This is a genomic window from Leucobacter chironomi DSM 19883, from assembly GCF_000421845.1.
Taxonomy (GTDB): Bacteria; Actinomycetota; Actinomycetes; order Actinomycetales; family Microbacteriaceae; genus Leucobacter; species Leucobacter chironomi.
The window spans coordinates 182,526-201,203 of sequence record NZ_ATXU01000001.1 but is presented as its reverse complement, the minus strand read 5'-3'; the positions used below and the strand labels follow the sequence as shown (position 1 = coordinate 201,203).

Sequence of the window (18,678 nt, the reverse complement as noted above, 5' to 3'; positions counted from 1 at the left end):
GCACCGTCTCCGCCCGCTGCTCTCCCGCAAGGGCCGGTGGATCGTTCCCTCACCGAGACGACAGGTCCGGTGATCCCCGAAGCACATTCTGTGCATCACCGCGGATGGGCTGCGCCGAACGCGCACGCCGGCTCCGCGGCGTTCCGAAAGGAAGAACGATGGAATCGAACGTCGAAGAGACGAACACCGCCCCCGCAGCCGAGGAGACCGCTCCTGTGCGTCGCCGCGCTTCGCGTCGGGTGACCGCCGCGGCGGGCGCCACGAGCGAGGCCGCCACGGCCGTGTCGGCTCCCGCCGAGGCGGCGGCCCCCGCCGAGGCTCCCGCTGCGGAGGCGCCGGCTGCTCCGGCCGCCGATGCGGGTGAGGCTCCGGCCGAGGCGCCGAAGAAGCGTGCGACGCGCAGCCGCAAGAAGGTTGCGGAGGAGGCTCCGGCCGAGACCGCGGCCGAGGCTCCCGCTGCGGAGGCGCCGGCTGCCGCGGCGACCGCTCCGGCCGAGGCGGCCGAGGACTCCGAAGCGGCCCCCGCCAAGCGCGGCCGCTCTCGCCGGGCGCAGGCTTCGGAGGCGGCACCGCAGGCCGACACCGCGAACGACGCGCCCGCCGAGAACGGCGCCGAGCAGACGTCCGAAGGCTCCCAGTCGAGGGGCCTCAAGCCGGCTCAGGGCGGCGCCGCTCAGGGCGAGGCCCCGGCCGAGGCCGCGAAGGCCGATGCCGATGGTGAGAACGAGAAGGGCGGCCGCGGCCGCAACCGCCGCACCCGCGGGCAGAAGAACGAGAACGGCGAGTCGGCCGAGACCGCCGAGCAGAGCGACGAGACCAAGGGACGCGGTCAGAACCAGGGCGGCGACAAGAACGGTCAGAACGGTCAGAACGGCCAGGGCAAGGGCGACTCCGCCTCGCGCTCGACCCGCACCCGTCAGCGCGACCGCAAGCGCCGCGGCCAGAACGACGACCTCGAGCCGGAGATCACCGAGGACGACGTGCTGCTGCCCGTCGCGGGCATCCTCGACGTGCTCGACAACTACGCCTTCGTGCGCACGAGCGGCTACCTGCCGGGCACGAGCGACGTCTACGTCTCGCTCGGCCAGGTCAAGAAGTACGGCCTCCGCCGCGGCGACGCCGTGGTCGGCGCGATCCGCCAGCCCCGCGAGGGCGATGCCGGCGGTCGCCAGAAGTACAACGCCATCGTGAAGGTCGACACCGTCAATGGCCGCACCGCCGAGGAGAACGAGCAGCGCGCCGACATCGCCGATCTCACCCCGGTGTTCCCGCAGGAGCGCCTCCGCTTCGAGACCGCTCAGGACCGGCAGCTCGGCCGCGCCATCGACATCGCGGCCCCCGTCGGCCTCGGCCAGCGCGGCCTGCTCGTGCTGCCCGCGTCGGCCCACGGCACCTCGGTGCTCGTCGAGCTCGCCCAGGCCGTGACCGCGAACCGGCCCGACGCGCACCTCATGGTCGTGCTCGCGAACGCGCAGCCCGAGGAGATCACCCACCTGCAGCGCACCATCGCCGGAGAGGTCGTGGCGGCCAGCTTCGACCGTCCCGCCGAGGATCAGGCCACCGTCGCCGAGCTCGCGATCGACCGCGCCAAGCGCCTCGTCGAGCTCGGGCACGACGTGGTCGTGCTCGTCGACTCGCTGAACCGCTTCGCCCGCGCCTACGCGCAGGCTCAGCACGCCTCGGCCCGCCCCGCGCTCGACGAGATCGACGAGTTCGCGCTCGGCCAGATCAAGCGTCTCCTCGCAGCCGCCCGCAACGTCGAGAACGCGGGCTCGCTCACCGTGCTCGCCACGGTGCAGACGAAGACCGGGATCGACGCCGACAAGATGCTGCTGCGCGAGGCGCGCGCCATCGCCAACAGCGAGATCCGCTTCGAGAAGGGCGCGCCCGGCGCGATCCCCGCCGTCGATCTCGCGTCGTCGCTCACCCGCAACGTCGACGCGATGCTGGGTGCCGACGAGGCCGCGGTGCTCGCGGGGCTCCGCACGCGCATCGCCGCCGACGACGAGGCCGCCGAGCAGCTCGCCGAGCGCCTGCGCGCCACCGCTTCGAACGCCGCGCTGCTGGCCGAGCTGCAGCGAGGCCGCGCCTGATGTTCGAGCAGGTCGAGGGGCTGCTCGCCGAGCACGCTCGGCTGCAGGACGAGCTCGCGGATCCCGCGCTGCACGCCGATGCCGCGCGAGCGAAGAAGGTGAACCGCCGCTACGCGGAGCTCAGCAAGATCAAGGCGGCCCACGAGCAGTGGCTGCAGCTCGGCGACGACCTCGAGGCCGCGCGCGAGCTGGCCAAGGAGGACGACGCCTTCGCCGAGGAGATCCCCGCGCTCGAGCAGGGGCTCGCCGAGGCGCAGGAGAAGGTGCGCCGCCTGCTGATCCCGCGCGACCCGGACGATGCCCGCGACGTGATCCTCGAGATCAAGGGCGGCGAGGGCGGCGCCGAGTCGGCGCTCTTCGGCGCCGACCTGCTGCGCATGTACATGCACTATGCGGAGTCGAAGGGCTGGAAGACCGAGATCCTCGAGAAGGACGAGAGCGACCTCGGTGGCTACAAGAACGTGCAGCTCGCGATCAAGTCGAACGCGAGCGATCCGTCGCAGGGCGTGTGGGCGCACCTCAAGTACGAGGGGGGCGTGCACCGCGTGCAGCGCGTGCCGGTCACCGAGTCGCAGGGGCGCATCCACACCTCCACGACCGGGGTGCTCGTGTACCCCGAGGTCGATGAGCCCGAAGAGGTCGAGATCAACCAGAACGACCTCAAGATCGACGTCTACCGCTCCTCGGGCCCCGGCGGTCAGTCGGTCAACACGACCGACTCCGCGGTGCGCATCACCCACTTGCCCACGGGCATCGTGGTCGCGATGCAGAACGAGAAGTCGCAGCTGCAGAACCGCGAGGCGGCCATGCGCGTGCTGCGCGCCCGCCTGCTCGCGAAGCAGCAGGAGGAAGCAGCCGCCGAGGCCAGCGCCCACCGTTCGAGCCAGATCCGCACCATGGATCGCTCCGAGCGCATCCGCACCTACAACTTCCCGGAGAACCGCATCGCGGATCACCGCACGGGGTACAAGGCGTACAACCTCGATCACGTCATGAACGGCGCGCTCGAGCCCGTCATCGTCTCCTGCATCCGCATGGACGAGGAAGACCGACTGCAGGCGCTCGGGCAGTAGCCCGAAGCCGCGACGGCGCCGACCGCTCATCCTTCGGGACGGGCGGTCGGCGCCGTTCGTCGTTTCGGGGGAGGGGGAGCAGAGGTGCGTCAACCGAACCATTCCGACGAATTTCGAATCAGATCGCGATGATCTCTTCGAAATGAGTGAAATATGCCTGAGACGACGGAGAAAAACGTTGTTCAGGCGGGTCTGCGAGCGTTACGCTGATGCCATGACCACAGCATCGTCCTTCACCCCCGTCTCGGGGCCGCTCGTCACGCTTCGCGCCCCGCAGGCCGCCGACGCCGCGCCCCTCCTCTCGATCCTCAGCGAGCCCGAGGTGGCCGTGTGGTGGGTCGGCTACACGCCCGAGCGCGTGCAGGAGGAGATCATCGACCACCCCGACACCGCGCGCATCATCGAGGTCGAGGGGCAGTGCGTCGGCGCGATGTTCGTGCTGCGCGGCAGCGACGCCGAATACCCCACCACGGTGATCCACATCTTCCTGAGCACCGCCTACCGCGGACGCCGCATCGGCGAAGAGGCCCTGGCGCTCGCGATCCGCGAGGAATTCGCAGACGGCATCACGCGGATCACGCTCGACCCGAACATCCACAACGACGGTGCGATCCGCAGCTACGAGCGCCTCGGCTTCCGCCGCATCGGAGTGCTGCGCGACTACCAGGTGCGCCCGGGCGGGCACCTCGAAGACGCCCTCTTCATGGATCTCACCCGCAGCGACTTCCCCGACGGCCCGCCGCTGCCGCCCCGCGACTGACCCCGCCGCAGCGCGGCCGACACCCGGAGGAGGAGTACAGTTGAGCCTATGCGCACGGCTCGGCCACTCCTCCCCTGGGTGGTGTGGGGCGTAGCCGCACTCGCCTACGCGGTCGCCATCATCAATCGCTCCTCGCTCGCAGCACTCGGCCCCGCCACGCAGGAGCACTTCGGGATCGACGCGACCACGCTCTCGATGTTCGCGATGATCCAGCTCGTGGTCTACGCGGGCCTGCAGATTCCCGTCGGCACCCTGCTCGACCGCTTCGGCTCGACCACGATGATCCTCACCGGCGGCCTGCTCATGGTGGCCGGGCAGGTCATCATGGCGACGGTCGCCGATGTGCGGCCCGCGATTCTCGCGCGCGTGCTCGTGGGCGCGGGCGACGCCTGCACCTTCATCAGCGTGATGCGGCTGCTGCCCGAGTGGTTCGCGGTGCGCCAGCTGCCCACCGTCAGCCAGCTCACCGGGCTCATCGGGCAGGCCGGACAGCTCGTCTCGGTCACCCCGCTCGCGTTGCTCGTGGGCGCGGGCGGCTGGATGACCGGCTTCCTCGGCGTCGCCGCCGTGGGCCTGCTCGTCGCCCTCCTCGGGGCGCTGGTGCTGCGTGATCGCCCCGGCGCCGGCACGCTGCTCGAACGGGCGACGGGGCGGCCGGGCGGCCTCACCCGCAACGCTCGCTCCCTCGCCACGCCCCCGCCCACCGGCGTGGTCGAGATGGCTCCGCCCGCCACGGGCCTGATCCCGGTGGGGAAGCCTCCGCGCCTCCGCGCGCTCGGCTTCTGGGACCGGATCCGCCGACTGCTGCGCATCCCGGGCGTGCGGCTCGCCTACTGGGTGCACTTCACCACCCCGTTCGCGCTGAACGCGTTCGTGCTGCTCTGGGGAACACCCTTCCTCGTGGGCGGCATCGGGCTGTCGCCGGCGGCCGCGAGCGGGCTGCTCAGCCTCACCGTGGTGTCGTCGATGGCGGTGGGGCTCGTGCTCGGCCCGATCAGCTCGCGCTTCATCGAGCGTCGCGTCTGGATCAGCGTCGGCATCGCCGTGGCGATCGCGGTGTGCTGGATCACGGTGATCGCCTGGCCCGGCACACCGCCCATCGCGGTGCTCATCGTGCTGCTCGTGGTCATGCCCTTCGGCGGCCCCGGGTCGATGATCTCGTTCGAGGTGTCGCGCTCGCACACGCCGCGCAGCTTCTCCGGCTTCGGCACCGGGCTCGTCAACACGGCGGGGTTCACGGCCTCGCTGCTCGTGATCGTGCTCATCGGCTTCGTGCTCGACCTGCAGGGCGCCGGGTCTCCCGAGAGCTACTCGCTCGGTGCGTTCAAGACCGCGTTCGCGGTGCAGATCCCGTTCTGGGCGCTCGGGATCACGATGATCGTGATCGAGCAGCGCCGCACCCGGCGCTGGATGGAGGAGCACGGCCGGCGCCTGCGCTGAGCCGGGGTCCGGGCGTGGCTTGCGGATCCTTGCCTGCGGCGCGCGCCCGTTCGGGGCGCCTCGCTGCGTGGTCGTCGTCGAACCCGAACCGCGCTCAGATCACGTAGAAGTCGGCGAGGTCCGGCGTCTCGGCGACGGGGGCGCCGCGACGCGGCCGGCCCGCAGCGGGGATGCCGGTGAGCGTGGTCCACGGCGGGGCTGAGCGCACGACGACCGCGTTCGAGCCGACGGCGCTGTCGTGGCCGAGCTCGATGTCGCCGAGCACCTTCGCGCCGGCGCCGATGATCACCCGGTCACCGATGGTGGGATGCCGCTTGCCGCGGCTGTGGCCCGTGCCGCCGAGCGTGACGCCGTGGTAGATGAGCACGTCGTCGCCCACGACGGCGGTCTCGCCGATCACGACGCCCATGCCGTGATCGATGAAGAGGCGGCGGCCGATCGTAGCGCCGGGGTGGATCTCGATACCCGTGAAGAAGCGCACGAACTGCGAGATGGCGCGGGGCAGGAATCTCATGCCCCGTCGCCACATGCTGTGGGAGAGGTGGTGCCACCACACGGCGTGCAGGCCCGAGTAGATGAGGAACACCGAGAGGCCGCCGCGCGCCGCCGGGTCGCCGGCCTTCGCTGCGCGGATGTCCTCGCGGATGCGGCTGAAGATGCTCACGGTATCCCTTCTGCGCTGGGTCTCGGGAAATGCAACACCGGGCCCGCGCGGGGGATTCCCGCACGGACCCGGTGGGTGCGGATCAGACGTTCAGATCCTCGAACAACACCGTCGAGAAGTAGCGCTCGCCGAAGTCGGGCACGATCACCACGATCTTCTTGCCGGCGTTCTCGGGTCGCTGCGCGACCTGCGCGGCGGCCCAGACGGCGGCGCCGCCGGAGATGCCGGCGAGGATGCCCTCGTCGGTGCCGAGCGCGCGAGCCTTGGCGATGGCGTCGGGCAGGGCGACGTCGATGACCTCGTCGTAGACCTCGCGGTCGAGGATGTCGGGCACGAAGTTGGCGCCGAGGCCCTGGATCTTGTGGGGGCCGGCGGTGCCCTCGGTGAGCAGCGGCGAGTCGATCGGCTCGACGGCGATCACCGTGACGTCGGGGTTCTGCTCCTTCAGGTAACGGCCCGCGCCGGTGATGGTGCCGCCGGTGCCGATGCCGGCCACGAAGATGTCGACCTTGCCGTCGGTGTCATTCCAGATCTCGGGGCCGGTCGTGCTGCGGTGGATCGCGGGGTTCGCGGGGTTCGCGAACTGCTGGGCGAGCACGGCGCCGGGGGTGTTCGCGGCGATCTCCTCGGCCTTGGCGACGGCGCCCTTCATGCCGAGGGGGCCCTCGGTGAGCACGATCTCCGCGCCGTAGGCCGCGAGCAGCTTGCGGCGCTCGATGCTCATCGTCTCGGGCATGGTGAGGATCACGCGGTAGCCGCGCGCGGCGCCGACGAAGGCGAGGGCGATGCCGGTGTTGCCGCTGGTGCCCTCGACGATCGTGCCGCCGGGCCGCAGCGCTCCGGACTCCTCCGCCGCGTCGATGATCGCGATGCCGATGCGGTCCTTGACGCTGCCGGCGGGGTTGTAGAACTCGAGCTTCGCGTACACCTCGGCGCCCTCGGTGACGCGGTTGAGGCGCACGAGCGGGGTGTTGCCGAAGGCCTGGGTGATGTTGTCGTAGGTGCGTGCCATGGGTGTGATCTCCTCCAGAGGGTTCGAGCGGCGAAGCCACCCCAAACTATAGCGCGTCGTTATCCGAGAATGTGGCGCTGGTTATGCGTGCGACGCTCTGTTACGCGCGGCTGTCGCGCCTCGCCCTCGCATCTCGCCGCCGCGCCGCGCGGTCGTGCCGCCGGTAGGGTGGGGGAGTGAACGAAGCGATGAACGACGTGCGAGACGTCCGGGCCGTGCTGGGCCGGCTGTGCGAACGGTTCGAGGCGGCGGGGATCGCGGATCCGGCCGCGGATGCCGAACTCATCGTGGGCCACGTGCTCGGCGTCTCGCGGGGCCGCGTGCAGGCGCTCGACGTGATGGGGGCCGAGCTCTCGCCCGAGCAGCTGGATGCCGTGCACGGGCTCTCGGAGGAGCGGGCGAGGCGGGTGCCGCTGCAGCACCTGACGGGGCGCGCCCCCTTCCGGCAGCTGGAGCTCTCGGTGGGCCCCGGCGTCTTCGTGCCGCGTCCGGAGACCGAGACGGTGGTGCAGTTCGGCATCGACGAGTTGCGAGCGCTGCCGGACGCAGAACCGATCGCCGTCGACCTGTGCACGGGCAGCGGCGCGATCGCCCTCGCGATCGCGCACGAGGTGCCCGCCGCACGGGTCTGGGCGGTCGAGAAGAGCGCCGAAGCGCACGCGTGGGCCGAGCGCAACGTGCGGGAGTGGGGCGCGGGGCGCGTCGCGCTGCTGCGGGGCGACGTGACCGAGCTCGACCGGGGCGGTCGCGCGGCCGATGCCGGGAGCCGTGACGGCGATCCCGGATCCGCATCGTCGATCGGCGCGGCCTTCGAGCCGCTGCAGGGGCGTGTGGCGGTGCTCGTGTCGAATCCGCCCTACGTGCCGCGGGACATGGTGCCGCGCGACCCCGAGGTGCGAGACCACGATCCCGCGCTGGCTCTCTACAGCGGAGCCGATGGTCTCGACCTGATCCGCGTCATCAGCCGGATCGCCCTGCGGCTCGTTCGGCCGGGCGGCTTGCTCGTGCTCGAGCACGCCGAGATGCAGGGCGCCGCGATCCGCGCCCTCCTCACCGCGGATGGCTGGGCGGGTGCCGAGACCCGCCCCGATCTCACCGGGCGCGACCGCGCCACCCTCGCGCGCCGCTGAGCCTGCACGAACGGGCGGCGGCCTGTCATCCCATGCGTCTGAGCTCACCCATATTTCGGAGCGATCCGTGGGGCGTTGATCCGACATGCGGGTGAACTCCGAAATATGGGTGAGCTCATGAAGTTCCGGAGCGGCGCGGCACCGTCCGCGCCCAGCGCAGCACAGCACGGCGGGAGTAGGATGGGCGGTTATGGCCGAGGTCTTCGAATGCTCCGACAGTTCCCAACTGCTCGCCGGAACGCGCACCGCGCGCCGCGCGATCGGCAGCGGGCAGCTCGTCGTGCTGCCCACTGACACCGTGTACGGCGTCGCCGCCGATGCGTTCTCGCCGGAGGCCGTGCAGCGGCTGCTCGACGCGAAGGGCCGGGGCCGCCAGTCCCCGCCGCCGGTGCTGATTCCGAACACCGCCACCCTCGCCGCGCTCGCCGCCGAGGTCACCGAGCCCCTGACCGCGCTCGCGGAGGCCTTCTGGCCGGGGCCGCTCACCATCATCACCCAGGCCAACCCCTCGCTGAGCTGGGATCTCGGCGAGACCGGTGGCACGGTCGCGCTGCGCATCCCGAACCAGCCGCTCGCCCTCGAACTGCTGCAGGAGACCGGCCCGCTCGCCGTGTCGTCGGCGAACCTCACGGGGCAGCCGGCGGCCCGCACCGCGGCAGCCGCGCGCGAGATGCTCGGCGACTCGGTCGAGGTCTACCTCGAGGCCGGGGACGCCGCAGGCGGCGGCGTCGCCTCGACGATCGTCGACGCCACGCGGCTCACCGCCGAGGGCGGCGAGCTGCGTATCCTGCGCGAGGGCGGCGTGAGCCGCGAGGCGCTCGCCGAGGTGCTGCCGCAGGCCGTCTTCGCGGACTGACCGGCCGGAGAACGAGATGGCGCCCTACCTGGTGGTCGCGGCGGTCGCGGTGCTCGTGACGGCCGTCGCGTCGTACGCGGTGCTGCAGCTCAGTCGCCGCTACCGGCTCGCGCCCGAGGTGCGCGACCGCGACGTGCACCGCACCCCCACGCCGCGACTGGGCGGCATCGCCATGTTCGCGGGCCTCCTCGCAGCCTTCGCGGTGGCGGGGGCGCAGCCGGAATTCGCGCCGCTGTTCACGCGCGGGCCCGAGATGTGGGCGCTGCTGGGGGCGTGCGCGATGATCGCGGCGGTCGGGATCCTCGACGACCTGCTCGATCTCGATTGGATGGTGAAGCTCGCCGCGCAGCTCGCGGCGGCCGGCCTGCTCGCCTGGAACGGCGTGCAGATCGTCTCGCTGCCCTTCGGCAACACGCTGATCGTCGGCTCGCCGGCGGTGAACTTCGTGCTCACGGTCTTCCTCATCACCCTCGTGATGAACGCGGTCAACTTCGTCGACGGCCTCGACGGCCTGGTGGCGGGGGTCGCGATCATCGCGAACTCGCTCTTTTTCATCTACACGCGCCTGCTGAACGAGCAGATCGGGCGCGTCGACTCGGTCGTCTTCGCGAGCTTCATCGGCATCGTCGTCGTGGGGATCTGCGTGGGCTTCCTGCCCTTCAACTGGCATCGCGCCCGCATGTTCATGGGCGATACGGGCGCGCTGCTCGTGGGGCTGCTGATGGCGACCTCGACGGTGTCGGTGACGGGCCAGCTCAACCCGGCGGCGCTCGATCAGAAGCTCGTTCTCGCGAGCTACATCCCGATCATCCTGCCGATGGCGGTGCTCGCGCTGCCGCTCGCCGACTTCTCGCTCGCGGTGGTGCGACGGCTGAAAGCGGGCAAGAGCCCCTTCTCGGCGGATCGCCAGCACCTGCACCACCGCCTGCTCGATATGGGCCATTCGCCGTTGCAGGCGGTGCTCATCTTCTACCTGGGCACGGCGGTGCTGTCGGTCGCCGTGCTGCTGGTCTTCACGCAGCAGAGCTGGGTGCTGCCGGTGGTGGTGCTCGCGGTCGGGGGAGTGGCCTGCGTGCTGCTGCTGCTCTTCCCCGCGGTGCGGGTGCGCGCACGCTTCGCCCAGCGGGGATTGGTACCGTTGACGAGGCGGGGATCACCCGTCGAGGCTCCGGACGCCGAGCGCGCGGCCGAGAGCGAATCGAACGAGAGGATCCCCGAGTGAGCGACGCAACCCAGCCCGAGCCGCAGGAGACGCCCGATCCGGGCCCCCGGCCCATGCCGGCGTCGCAGCCGGTGCTGCTGCGCGCCCTGCGCTGGGGAATCACCGCCACCGTCGTGCTGATGGCCGTGTTCGCCGGCATCGGCTGGCTCGTGTCGGGCGGGGAGGGCGTCGTGGGCGGCCTCATCGGTACCGCGATGGGCGGCTTCTTCCTGCTGCTCACGGTCGGCAGCATCGCGTTCGCGAACCGATTCGTCGAGAGCCCCTCGTACATCGGCGTCTTCTTCGGCATCGTGCTCGGCTGCTGGCTGCTGAAGTTCATCGCGTTCATCGTCTCGGTGGTCCTGCTGCGCGGGCAGCCGTGGCTGGACACGCAGATCCTGTTCTTCGGCCTCATGGCGAGCGTGCTCGTCTCGCTCGCGCTCGATGTGGTCGTGGTGACGCGGTCGCGGATCCCGATCATCTCGGACCCGGCATGATCCGCAGGGCGCCGCGGGGCGCCCGGTTTCATCTGAGTCAAAAACCTTGCTAGGATTGAAGGGTTCCCAGCCGGGACGCGCTATGCGTATGCCTGTGAGCACTGGGGGCACGACCATCGTTCGCCGTTGTGCAGTTCTGATCTGCACCCCGAATCAGGAGAATGGCGCTGTTCGCTAACGCTGTGCAACTCGTGGCCCCTGTCGTCTTTACCGCGGAAGAGGGTGGCTTCCACCCGCCGTCGATCGAGGAGTTCTTCCCCGACGCGATCTTCTTCGAAGGAACCATCTTCCAGATGGACCGCATCATGATCATCCGCGTGATCATGGCGCTGCTCGTGCTCGTGCTCTTCTGGCTCGGCACCCGCAAGATGCGTGTGATCCCCTCCCGGGGTCAGTCGCTCACTGAGATGGCGCTCGACTTCGTGCGCGTCAACATCGCGGAGGACCTGCTCGGCAAGATCGACGGCCGTCGCTTCCTGCCGATCCTGAGCGCGATGTTCTTCATGATCCTGGCGTTCAACGTGACCGGCATCGTGCCCGGCCTCAACGTCGCCGGCACCGCCGTCATCGGCACCCCCCTCGTGCTCGCGGTCGTCTCGTACGTCACGTTCATCTACGCGGGCATCAAGAAGAGCCCGAAGAACTTCTTCAAGAACTCGCTCTTCCCCGCGGGCGTGCCCAAGCCGATCTACATCATCGTCACGCCCATCGAGTTCATCTCGACCTTCGTGATCCGTCCCGTCACGCTCACGCTCCGTCTGCTGATGAACATGATGGTCGGCCACATGCTGCTCGTGCTCTTCTTCGCAGCGACCAACTTCTTCATCCTGTACGCCGGCGGATTCTTCCCCGTGCTCGGCGTCTTCACCTTCGGCTTCGGCTTCGCGTTCACGCTCTTCGAGATCCTCGTCGCCGTGCTCCAGGCCTACGTCTTCACGCTTCTCACCGCTGTCTACATCCAGCTCGCGCTGGCTGAAGAGCACTAAACCAACCCGGGTTCGGCAACCGCCGCACTCAACACACGGAAGGAAACACATACTGTGTCTGTTCTCGCTCAAGTTTCGGGTAGCATCGCCACCGTCGGTTACGGTCTCGCCGCCATCGGCCCCGCCATCGGCGTGGGCATCGTCGTCGGCAAGACGATCGAGGGCGTCGCTCGCCAGCCCGAGCTCGCCGGCCGTCTGCAGGTGCTGATGTGGATCGGTATCGCGTTCACCGAGGCCCTCGCCTTCGTGGGCATCGGCACCGCCTACATGTTCGGCTACTAAGAAACGTTCCCTTTTACACAACGTTTCGTAACCTGACATGAGAGGAGGCAGCGATGATCAACACAATCGTTGTTGCTGCTGAGACCGCGGATAGGAATCCGCTGCTCCCCGCGACCTACGACATCGTATGGTCGGGAGTCATCTTCGTCATCCTGCTCATCGCATTCTGGAAGGTCTTCCTGCCCAAGATGCAGGCGATGCTCGACGCTCGCGCCGAGGCCATCGAGGGCAACATCGCCAAGGCCGATGAGGCTCAGGCGAAGGCGGAGGCGGCGCTGCAGGAGTACACCGCGCAGCTCGCGAGCGCTCGCGAAGAGGCCGGCGTGATCCGCGAGGACGCCCGCGCCGATGGCGACAAGATCCGCGCCAAGGCCCGCGAAGAGGCCGTTACCGAGCAGGCCCGCATCGCGCAGGCCGCCCAGGCGCAGATCGAGGCGGAGCGCCAGAGCGCTGTGGTCTCGCTGCGCAAGGACGTCGGTTCGCTGGCCCTCGGCCTCGCTTCCAGCGTGGTCGGCGAAACCCTCGCCGACGACCAGAAGGCATCGGCGCTCGTCGATCGCTTCCTCGCTGATCTCGAGGCATCCGAGAAGGCGGCGAACTGATGGGAAGCGCGTCACGCGAAGCACTGGCCCAGGCGCGCACCGCGCTGCGGGCGGGACTCGACCCGGCTACCGGCGGCGCACTGCTGCAGGCGGCGGATCGGATCGCCGAGAGCCCCGCGCTCGCCTCGGCACTCGGCGACGCCTCGGCGAGCGCCGAGGCCAAGGGGCAACTCGTCGCACGGCTCTTCGGCGGGCTCACCGCTGACGCGCGCTCCGTGCTCACCGCCGCCGTCGAGGCGCGCTGGTCGAACGTCGAGGAATTCGTCGCGGGTGTCGAGGAGCTCGGCCTGCGCGCCGAGGGCCTCGCCAACGCGGCGCTCTCCGACGAGCTGCTCGCGGTCGCCGATCTCATCGATCGCAACCACGAGCTCCAGCTCAGCCTCGGCAGCAAGCTCGCCGATCCGGCCAGCAAGGTGCAGCTCGTGCAGCGCCTGCTCCAGGGCAAGGCCTCGGCCTCCACGGTCGCGGTCGCGAGCCACCTCGTCGCGAACCCGCGCGGTCGCAGGCTCGACGCCTCGCTCCGCAGCGCCGCTCGTACCGCCGCCGACCAGAACGGCAGCGACCTCGCGACCGTCACCGTCGCGGCACCGCTCTCGGCGGCTCAGCAGGAGCGGCTCGCCCGCGCCCTCGAGCAGTCGGTCGGCCGTCCGGTGAAGATCACGACGGTCATCGACCCCGAGCTCATCGGCGGCGTGCGCATCCAGATCGCCGATGACGTGATCGACGGCAGCGTTCGCGCCCGCCTCGATGACCTCCGACAGCAGCTCGCTGCATAGGGCACAACTTTTCACCCCGGGGGCGGCGCTTCCGGACCAGACAGAGGAAACGAAATGGCAGAACTCTCAATCAGCCCGGACGAGATCCGCGACGCGCTGAATGACTTCGCAGCGTCGTACGAGCCGGCCCAGGCGGAGAAGACCGAGGTCGGCACCGTGGTCGACGCCGCTGACGGCATCGCCCACGTCGAGGGCCTCCCCGGCGTGATGGCGAACGAGCTGGTGCGCTTCGCAGACGGCACCCTCGGCCTCGCGCAGAACCTCGAGGAGAACGAGATCGGTGTCGTCGTGCTCGGCGAGTTCACCGGCATCGAGGAGGGCCAGCAGGTCACCCGCACCGGCGAGGTGCTCTCGGTTCCCGTGGGCGAGGGCTACCTCGGCCGCGTGGTCGACCCCCTCGGCAACCCGATCGACGGCCTCGGCGAGATCGCCGGTGTCGAGGGCCGTCGCGCCCTCGAGCTCCAGGCTCCCGGCGTCATGCAGCGCAAGTCGGTGCACGAGCCGCTGCAGACCGGCATCAAGGCGATCGACGCCATGATCCCCGTCGGCCGTGGTCAGCGTCAGCTCATCATCGGCGACCGCCAGACCGGCAAGACGGCGATCGCGATCGACACGATCATCAACCAGAAGGCCAACTGGGAGTCGGGCGACACCACCAAGCAGGTGCGCTGCATCTACGTCGCCATCGGCCAGAAGGGCTCGACCATCGCCTCGGTGAAGGGCGCGCTCGAGGACGCCGGCGCGATGGAGTACACCACCATCGTCGCATCCCCGGCCTCCGACCCCGCGGGCTTCAAGTACCTGGCGCCCTACACCGGTTCGGCCATCGGCCAGCACTGGATGTACGACGGCAAGCACGTCCTCATCATCTTCGACGATCTGTCGAAGCAGGCCGAGGCCTACCGCGCCGTGTCGCTGCTCCTCCGCCGCCCGCCGGGGCGCGAGGCCTACCCGGGCGACGTCTTCTACCTGCACTCCCGCCTGCTCGAGCGCTGCGCGAAGCTCTCGGACGAGCTGGGTGCCGGCTCGATGACCGGTCTGCCGATCATCGAGACCAAGGCGAACGACGTCTCGGCCTACATCCCGACCAACGTGATCTCGATCACCGACGGCCAGATCTTCCTGCAGTCCGACCTCTTCAACGCCAACCAGCGTCCGGCGGTCGACGTGGGCATCTCGGTGTCGCGAGTCGGCGGCGACGCGCAGGTGAAGTCGATCAAGAAGGTCTCCGGTACCCTCAAGCTCGAGCTCGCCCAGTACCGCGCTCTCGAGGCGTTCGCGATGTTCGCCTCGGATCTCGACGCGGCCAGCCGCAAGCAGCTCGAGCGCGGCGCCCGCCTCACCGAGCTCCTCAAGCAGCCGCAGTACACCCCGTACCCGGTCGAGGAGCAGACGGTCTCGATCTGGGCCGGCACCAAGGGCTTCCTCGACGAGGTCCCGGTCGAGGACATCCTGCGCTTCGAGCGCGAGTTCCTCGACTACCTCGGCCGCAACTCCGAGGCGCTGAACACGCTCCGCTCGACCAACGTGCTCGACGACGACACCGTCGCCGAGATCACCGCGCAGATCGAGAAGTTCAAGAGCGAGTTCCGCACGTCGTCCGGCAAGAGCCTGAACGAGCAGTTCGGCGCGCTCGACGAGGCAGAGATCAAGCAGGAGCAGCTGGTCGTCAAGAAGTAGTGACGGATCCCGGTGGGGGCGTCAGCCCCCACCGATCCCGAACCACCTCGACCAGCCAGCCCCGACCAGTACAGGAGAGACATGGGAGCGCAACTTCGGGTCTACCGGCAGAAGATTCGTTCTGCCCAGACGACCAAGAAGATCACCCGTGCGATGGAGCTGATCGCAGCCTCTCGCATCCAGAAGGCGAAGGCACGCGTCGAAGCGTCGACGCCGTACGCCACCGCGATCACCCGTGCGGTGTCCGCGGTCGCCACGCACTCGAACACCGCACACCCGCTGCTCGTCGAGGCCGACAAGGTCGAGCGGGCGGCAGTGGTGATCTTCACCTCCGACCGCGGTCTCGCGGGCGCCTTCAACTCGCAGGTGCTGCGGGAGGCGGAGCAGCTCACCGAGCTGCTGCACGCCGAGGGCAAGGAAGTCGTGTACTACCTGATCGGCCGCAAGGCCCAGGGGTACTTCTCCTTCCGTCGCCGCGCTTCGGAGCGCGTGTGGACCGGTGACACCGAGACCCCCACCTTCGAAACGGCGAAGGAGGTCGCGGAGGCCCTGCTCGAGATCTTCGCCCGCCCCGCCGCCGAGGGTGGCGCGCAGGAGATCCACCTCGTCTACAACCGCCTCATCAGCATGGTGAGCCAGGTTCCCGAGGTGCACCGCCTGCTCCCGCTGCAGGTCGTCGAGGGCGTCGCCGAGGCGACCGAAGCCCCCGAGGCGCTGTACGAGTTCGAGCCCGACGCCGACACGGTGCTCGATCAGCTGCTGCCGGCCTACATCGAGTCGCGCATCTTCAACGCCATGCTGGAGTCGGCCGCGGCGAAGCACGCCGCGACGCAGAAGGCGATGAAGTCGGCGAGCGACAATGCCGACGCGCTGATCCGCGACTACACGCGCCTCGCGAACAACGCCCGCCAGGCCGAGATCACCCAGCAGATTTCCGAGATCGTAGGCGGCGCCGACGCGCTGTCGAGCTAGAAAGCACGAAGAGAGAGAAACATGACCGAAACCGCCGCAGTGGCGACTGAGGCCGCAACGAAGGTTGTCGGGCGGATCGCTCGAGTGACCGGCCCCGTCGTCGACATCGAGTTCCCGCACGACGCGATCCCCGCCGTCTACAACGCTCTCGAGACCACCGTGAACATGGGCGAGGGCACCGAGCCCTTCACGCTCGTGCTCGAGGTCGCGCAGCACCTCGGCGACAACGTCGTCCGCGCCATCGCACTGAAGCCGACTGACGGCCTCGTGCGCGGCCAGGAGGTCGTCGACACCGGTGACTCGATCACCGTCCCCGTCGGCGACGTGACCAAGGGCAAGGTGTTCGACGTCACGGGCAACGTCCTCAACCTCCCCGAGGGCGAGACCATCGAGGTCAGCGAGCGCTGGAGCATCCACCGCACGCCCCCGGCCTTCGACCAGCTCGAGTCGAAGACCCAGCTCTTCGAGACCGGCATCAAGTCGATCGACCTCCTCACCCCGTACGTGCAGGGCGGCAAGATCGGCCTGTTCGGCGGCGCGGGCGTCGGCAAGACCGTCCTCATCCAGGAGATGATCCAGCGCGTGGCCCAGGACCACGGCGGCGTCTCGGTGTTCGCCGGCGTCGGCGAGCGCACCCGTGAGGGCAACGACCTCATCCACGAGATGGACGAGGCCGGCGTCTTCGACAAGACCGCCCTCGTGTTCGGCCAGATGGACGAGCCCCCGGGGACGCGTCTGCGCGTGGCCCTCTCGGCCCTGACCATGGCGGAGTACTTCCGCGATGTGCAGAAGCAGGACGTGCTGCTCTTCATCGACAACATCTTCCGCTTCACGCAGGCCGGTTCCGAGGTCTCGACGCTGCTCGGCCGCATGCCCTCCGCTGTGGGCTACCAGCCGAACCTCGCCGACGAGATGGGCATCCTCCAGGAGCGCATCACCTCGACCCGCGGTCACTCGATCACCTCGCTGCAGGCCATCTACGTGCCCGCGGACGACTACACCGATCCGGCCCCGGCGACCACCTTCGCGCACCTCGACGCGACGACCGAGCTCTCGCGCGAGATCGCATCGAAGGGTCTCTACCCCGCGATCGATCCGCTCACCTCGAGCTCGCGCATCATGGATCCCCGCTACTTGGGCGAGGACCACTACCGCGTCGCCACCACGGTGAAGCAGATCCTCCAGAAGAACAAGGAGCTCCAGGAGATCATCGCGATCCTCGGTGTCGACGAGCTCTCCGAAGAGGACAAGATCACCGTGGCCCGCGCGCGCCGCATCCAGCAGTTCCTCTCGCAGAACACCTACATGGCGAAGAAGTTCACCGGTGTCGAGGGCTCCACGGTTCCCCTCGCGGAGACCATCGAGTCGTTCGACGCGATCTGCAAGGGCGAGTTCGACCACGTCGCAGAGCAGGCCTTCTTCAACGTGGGCGGCATCTCGGACGTCGAGGCGAACTGGGCGAAGATGCAGAAGGATCTGGCCTAACCATGGCGCTCAACGTGAGTGTCGTCTCGGCCGACCGCGAGGTCTGGACGGGTGAGGCCGCTCAGGTCGTCGCGAAGACGGTCGAGGGCGAGATCGGCATCCTCAGCGGACACGAGCCGCTGCTCGCCCTGCTCGCGCAGGGCGAGGTGCGCGTGACCACCGCCGGTGGCGAGAAGGTCGCGGTCGACGCCGAGGGCGGTTTCCTCTCGGTCGACCACGACACGGTGACGATCGTCGCCGGTCGCGCGAGCGTCGCCGCCTGACGCTCGTCCGTCGCACCCCTGACCTCGGGGCCCGGATCACCACCTGGTGATCCGGGCCCCGAGGCGTTTCCAGGGACGTTGCCGCTAGGCTGGAAGCACCATGATGATCCTGCTGCCCCCCTCCGAGACGAAGCGCACCGGGGGCGATGGATCCCTGCGGCTCGCCGAACTGCGCGGGCACGAGCAGCTGCGAGAAGCGCGAGACCGGGTGCGCGCGGCGCTCGAAGAGCTCAGCCGCGGCGACGAGGACACCGCCGCGAAGGCCTTGAAACTCGGGGTCAAGAACCGGGGCGAGCTGCAGCACAACCTGCGACTCGACGAGAGCGGCGTGCTGCCCGCCATCGAGCGCTACACGGGCGTGCTCTACGACGCGCTCGACGTGCCGACGCTGAACGCCGCGGAACGCGCCTGGCTCGCCGAGCACGTGCTCGTGCAGTCGGCCCTGCTCGGCCTCGTCGGCGCGGGGGACCGGATCCCCGCCTACCGGCTCTCGGCCGGATCCCGCCTGCCCGGCCTCGGCTCCCCGCTCAAGCGCGTCTGGAGCGAGGCGCACGCCGGCACCGACTGGGCCGAGGCGGGACTCGTGCTCGACCTGCGCTCGAAAGACTACGCGGCCCTCGCGCCGCTGCCCGCCGGAATCGGGTATGCGCTGCACGTGGTGCAGCGCGGCGACGACGGCGCAGTGCGCGCCCTCAACCACTTCAACAAGGCGGCGAAAGGCGACCTCGTGCGGCGCCTCGCCCGATCCGGAGCCCGCCTCGACACCCCGCAGCAGCTGCTCGACTGGGCGCGAGCAACCGGCCTCGAGCTGAGCATCGACGAGTCGACGCGCGTCGTCACCCTCGTCACCGAGCTGGGGGCGCCGTCGGCGCGGTCGTCGGCACGCACCGCGGCGCGGTAGGATAC

19 protein-coding genes are annotated in these 18,678 nt (G+C 69.6%); 17 read left to right on the top strand and 2 right to left on the bottom strand.

Going from position 1 to position 18,678, the window contains the following annotated elements:
• Positions 1–158 precede the first annotated feature (158 nt).
• From rho to H629_RS0100810, 4 genes are all read left to right on the top strand, one after another.
• Positions 159–2,093: a transcription termination factor Rho gene (gene rho, locus H629_RS0100825; RefSeq protein WP_024355462.1), complete on the top strand. Its 1,935-nt coding sequence runs from the start codon at positions 159–161 to the stop codon at positions 2,091–2,093.
• Positions 2,093–3,166: a peptide chain release factor 1 gene (prfA, locus tag H629_RS0100820; RefSeq protein ID WP_024355461.1), complete on the top strand. Its 1,074-nt coding sequence runs from the start codon at positions 2,093–2,095 to the stop codon at positions 3,164–3,166. The genes rho and prfA overlap by 1 nt, the downstream gene beginning before the upstream one ends.
• Before the next feature lie 214 nt (positions 3,167–3,380).
• Positions 3,381–3,926, top strand: a complete 546-nt coding sequence (locus tag H629_RS0100815; protein ID WP_024355460.1) for a GNAT family N-acetyltransferase — start codon at positions 3,381–3,383, stop codon at positions 3,924–3,926.
• A 48-nt stretch (positions 3,927–3,974) separates the two neighbouring features.
• A complete protein-coding gene (locus H629_RS0100810; RefSeq protein WP_024355459.1) occupies positions 3,975–5,366 on the top strand; it encodes an MFS transporter in 1,392 nt (463 codons plus the stop codon).
• A gap of 94 nt (positions 5,367–5,460) precedes the next feature.
• On the opposite strand, the gene cysE is transcribed toward H629_RS0100810, so the two are convergent.
• Complete coding sequence (cysE, locus tag H629_RS0100805) at positions 5,461–6,030, bottom strand: serine O-acetyltransferase (RefSeq protein WP_024355458.1); 570 nt, start codon at positions 6,028–6,030, stop codon at positions 5,461–5,463.
• 82 nt (positions 6,031–6,112) lie between these two features.
• Positions 6,113–7,042, bottom strand: a complete 930-nt coding sequence (cysK, locus tag H629_RS0100800) for a cysteine synthase A (RefSeq protein WP_024355457.1) — start codon at positions 7,040–7,042, stop codon at positions 6,113–6,115.
• 188 nt (positions 7,043–7,230) lie between these two features.
• Between cysK and prmC the strand changes: the two genes are divergently transcribed.
• From prmC to H629_RS0100735, 13 genes are all read left to right on the top strand, one after another.
• Positions 7,231–8,172, top strand: coding sequence for a peptide chain release factor N(5)-glutamine methyltransferase (gene prmC / locus H629_RS0100795; protein WP_024355456.1), 942 nt, complete (start codon positions 7,231–7,233; stop codon positions 8,170–8,172).
• Positions 8,173–8,362: 190 nt separating this feature from the next.
• Positions 8,363–9,028 carry an L-threonylcarbamoyladenylate synthase gene (locus tag H629_RS0100790; RefSeq protein ID WP_024355455.1) on the top strand — a complete coding sequence of 222 codons (666 nt, stop codon included), beginning with the start codon at positions 8,363–8,365 and terminating at the stop codon, positions 9,026–9,028.
• Positions 9,029–9,044: 16 nt separating this feature from the next.
• A complete protein-coding gene (locus tag H629_RS0100785; protein ID WP_024355454.1) occupies positions 9,045–10,250 on the top strand; it encodes an MraY family glycosyltransferase in 1,206 nt (401 codons plus the stop codon).
• A complete protein-coding gene (locus tag H629_RS0100780; protein WP_024355453.1) occupies positions 10,247–10,726 on the top strand; it encodes a Cg1360 family ATP-synthase-associated protein in 480 nt (159 codons plus the stop codon). Before H629_RS0100785 ends, H629_RS0100780 begins: the two co-directional genes overlap by 4 nt.
• 161 nt (positions 10,727–10,887) lie before the next feature.
• Positions 10,888–11,712 (top strand): F0F1 ATP synthase subunit A, encoded by an 825-nt coding sequence (gene atpB, locus H629_RS0100775; RefSeq protein WP_029746386.1) that lies wholly within the window; start codon positions 10,888–10,890, stop codon positions 11,710–11,712.
• A 54-nt stretch (positions 11,713–11,766) separates the two neighbouring features.
• Complete coding sequence (gene atpE, locus H629_RS0100770; protein WP_017883370.1) at positions 11,767–11,994, top strand: ATP synthase F0 subunit C; 228 nt, start codon at positions 11,767–11,769, stop codon at positions 11,992–11,994.
• Positions 11,995–12,047: 53 nt separating this feature from the next.
• Positions 12,048–12,596: a F0F1 ATP synthase subunit B gene (locus H629_RS0100765; protein WP_024355451.1), complete on the top strand. Its 549-nt coding sequence runs from the start codon at positions 12,048–12,050 to the stop codon at positions 12,594–12,596.
• Entirely contained in the window at positions 12,596–13,372 is a 777-nt protein-coding gene (locus H629_RS0100760; protein ID WP_024355450.1) for a F0F1 ATP synthase subunit delta, read from the top strand. Before H629_RS0100765 ends, H629_RS0100760 begins: the two co-directional genes overlap by 1 nt.
• Before the next feature lie 54 nt (positions 13,373–13,426).
• Positions 13,427–15,052 carry a F0F1 ATP synthase subunit alpha gene (gene atpA, locus H629_RS0100755; RefSeq protein ID WP_024355449.1) on the top strand — a complete coding sequence of 542 codons (1,626 nt, stop codon included), beginning with the start codon at positions 13,427–13,429 and terminating at the stop codon, positions 15,050–15,052.
• Between the two features lie 81 nt (positions 15,053–15,133).
• Positions 15,134–16,024, top strand: coding sequence for a F0F1 ATP synthase subunit gamma (locus H629_RS0100750; protein WP_024355448.1), 891 nt, complete (start codon positions 15,134–15,136; stop codon positions 16,022–16,024).
• Positions 16,025–16,045: 21 nt separating this feature from the next.
• Positions 16,046–17,509 (top strand): F0F1 ATP synthase subunit beta, encoded by a 1,464-nt coding sequence (gene atpD, locus H629_RS0100745; protein WP_024355447.1) that lies wholly within the window; start codon positions 16,046–16,048, stop codon positions 17,507–17,509.
• Positions 17,510–17,511: 2 nt separating this feature from the next.
• A complete protein-coding gene (locus tag H629_RS0100740) occupies positions 17,512–17,772 on the top strand; it encodes a F0F1 ATP synthase subunit epsilon (RefSeq protein ID WP_024355446.1) in 261 nt (86 codons plus the stop codon).
• A 103-nt stretch (positions 17,773–17,875) separates the two neighbouring features.
• Positions 17,876–18,673, top strand: coding sequence for a YaaA family protein (locus H629_RS0100735; RefSeq protein WP_338034101.1), 798 nt, complete (start codon positions 17,876–17,878; stop codon positions 18,671–18,673).
• Positions 18,674–18,678 lie beyond the last annotated feature (5 nt).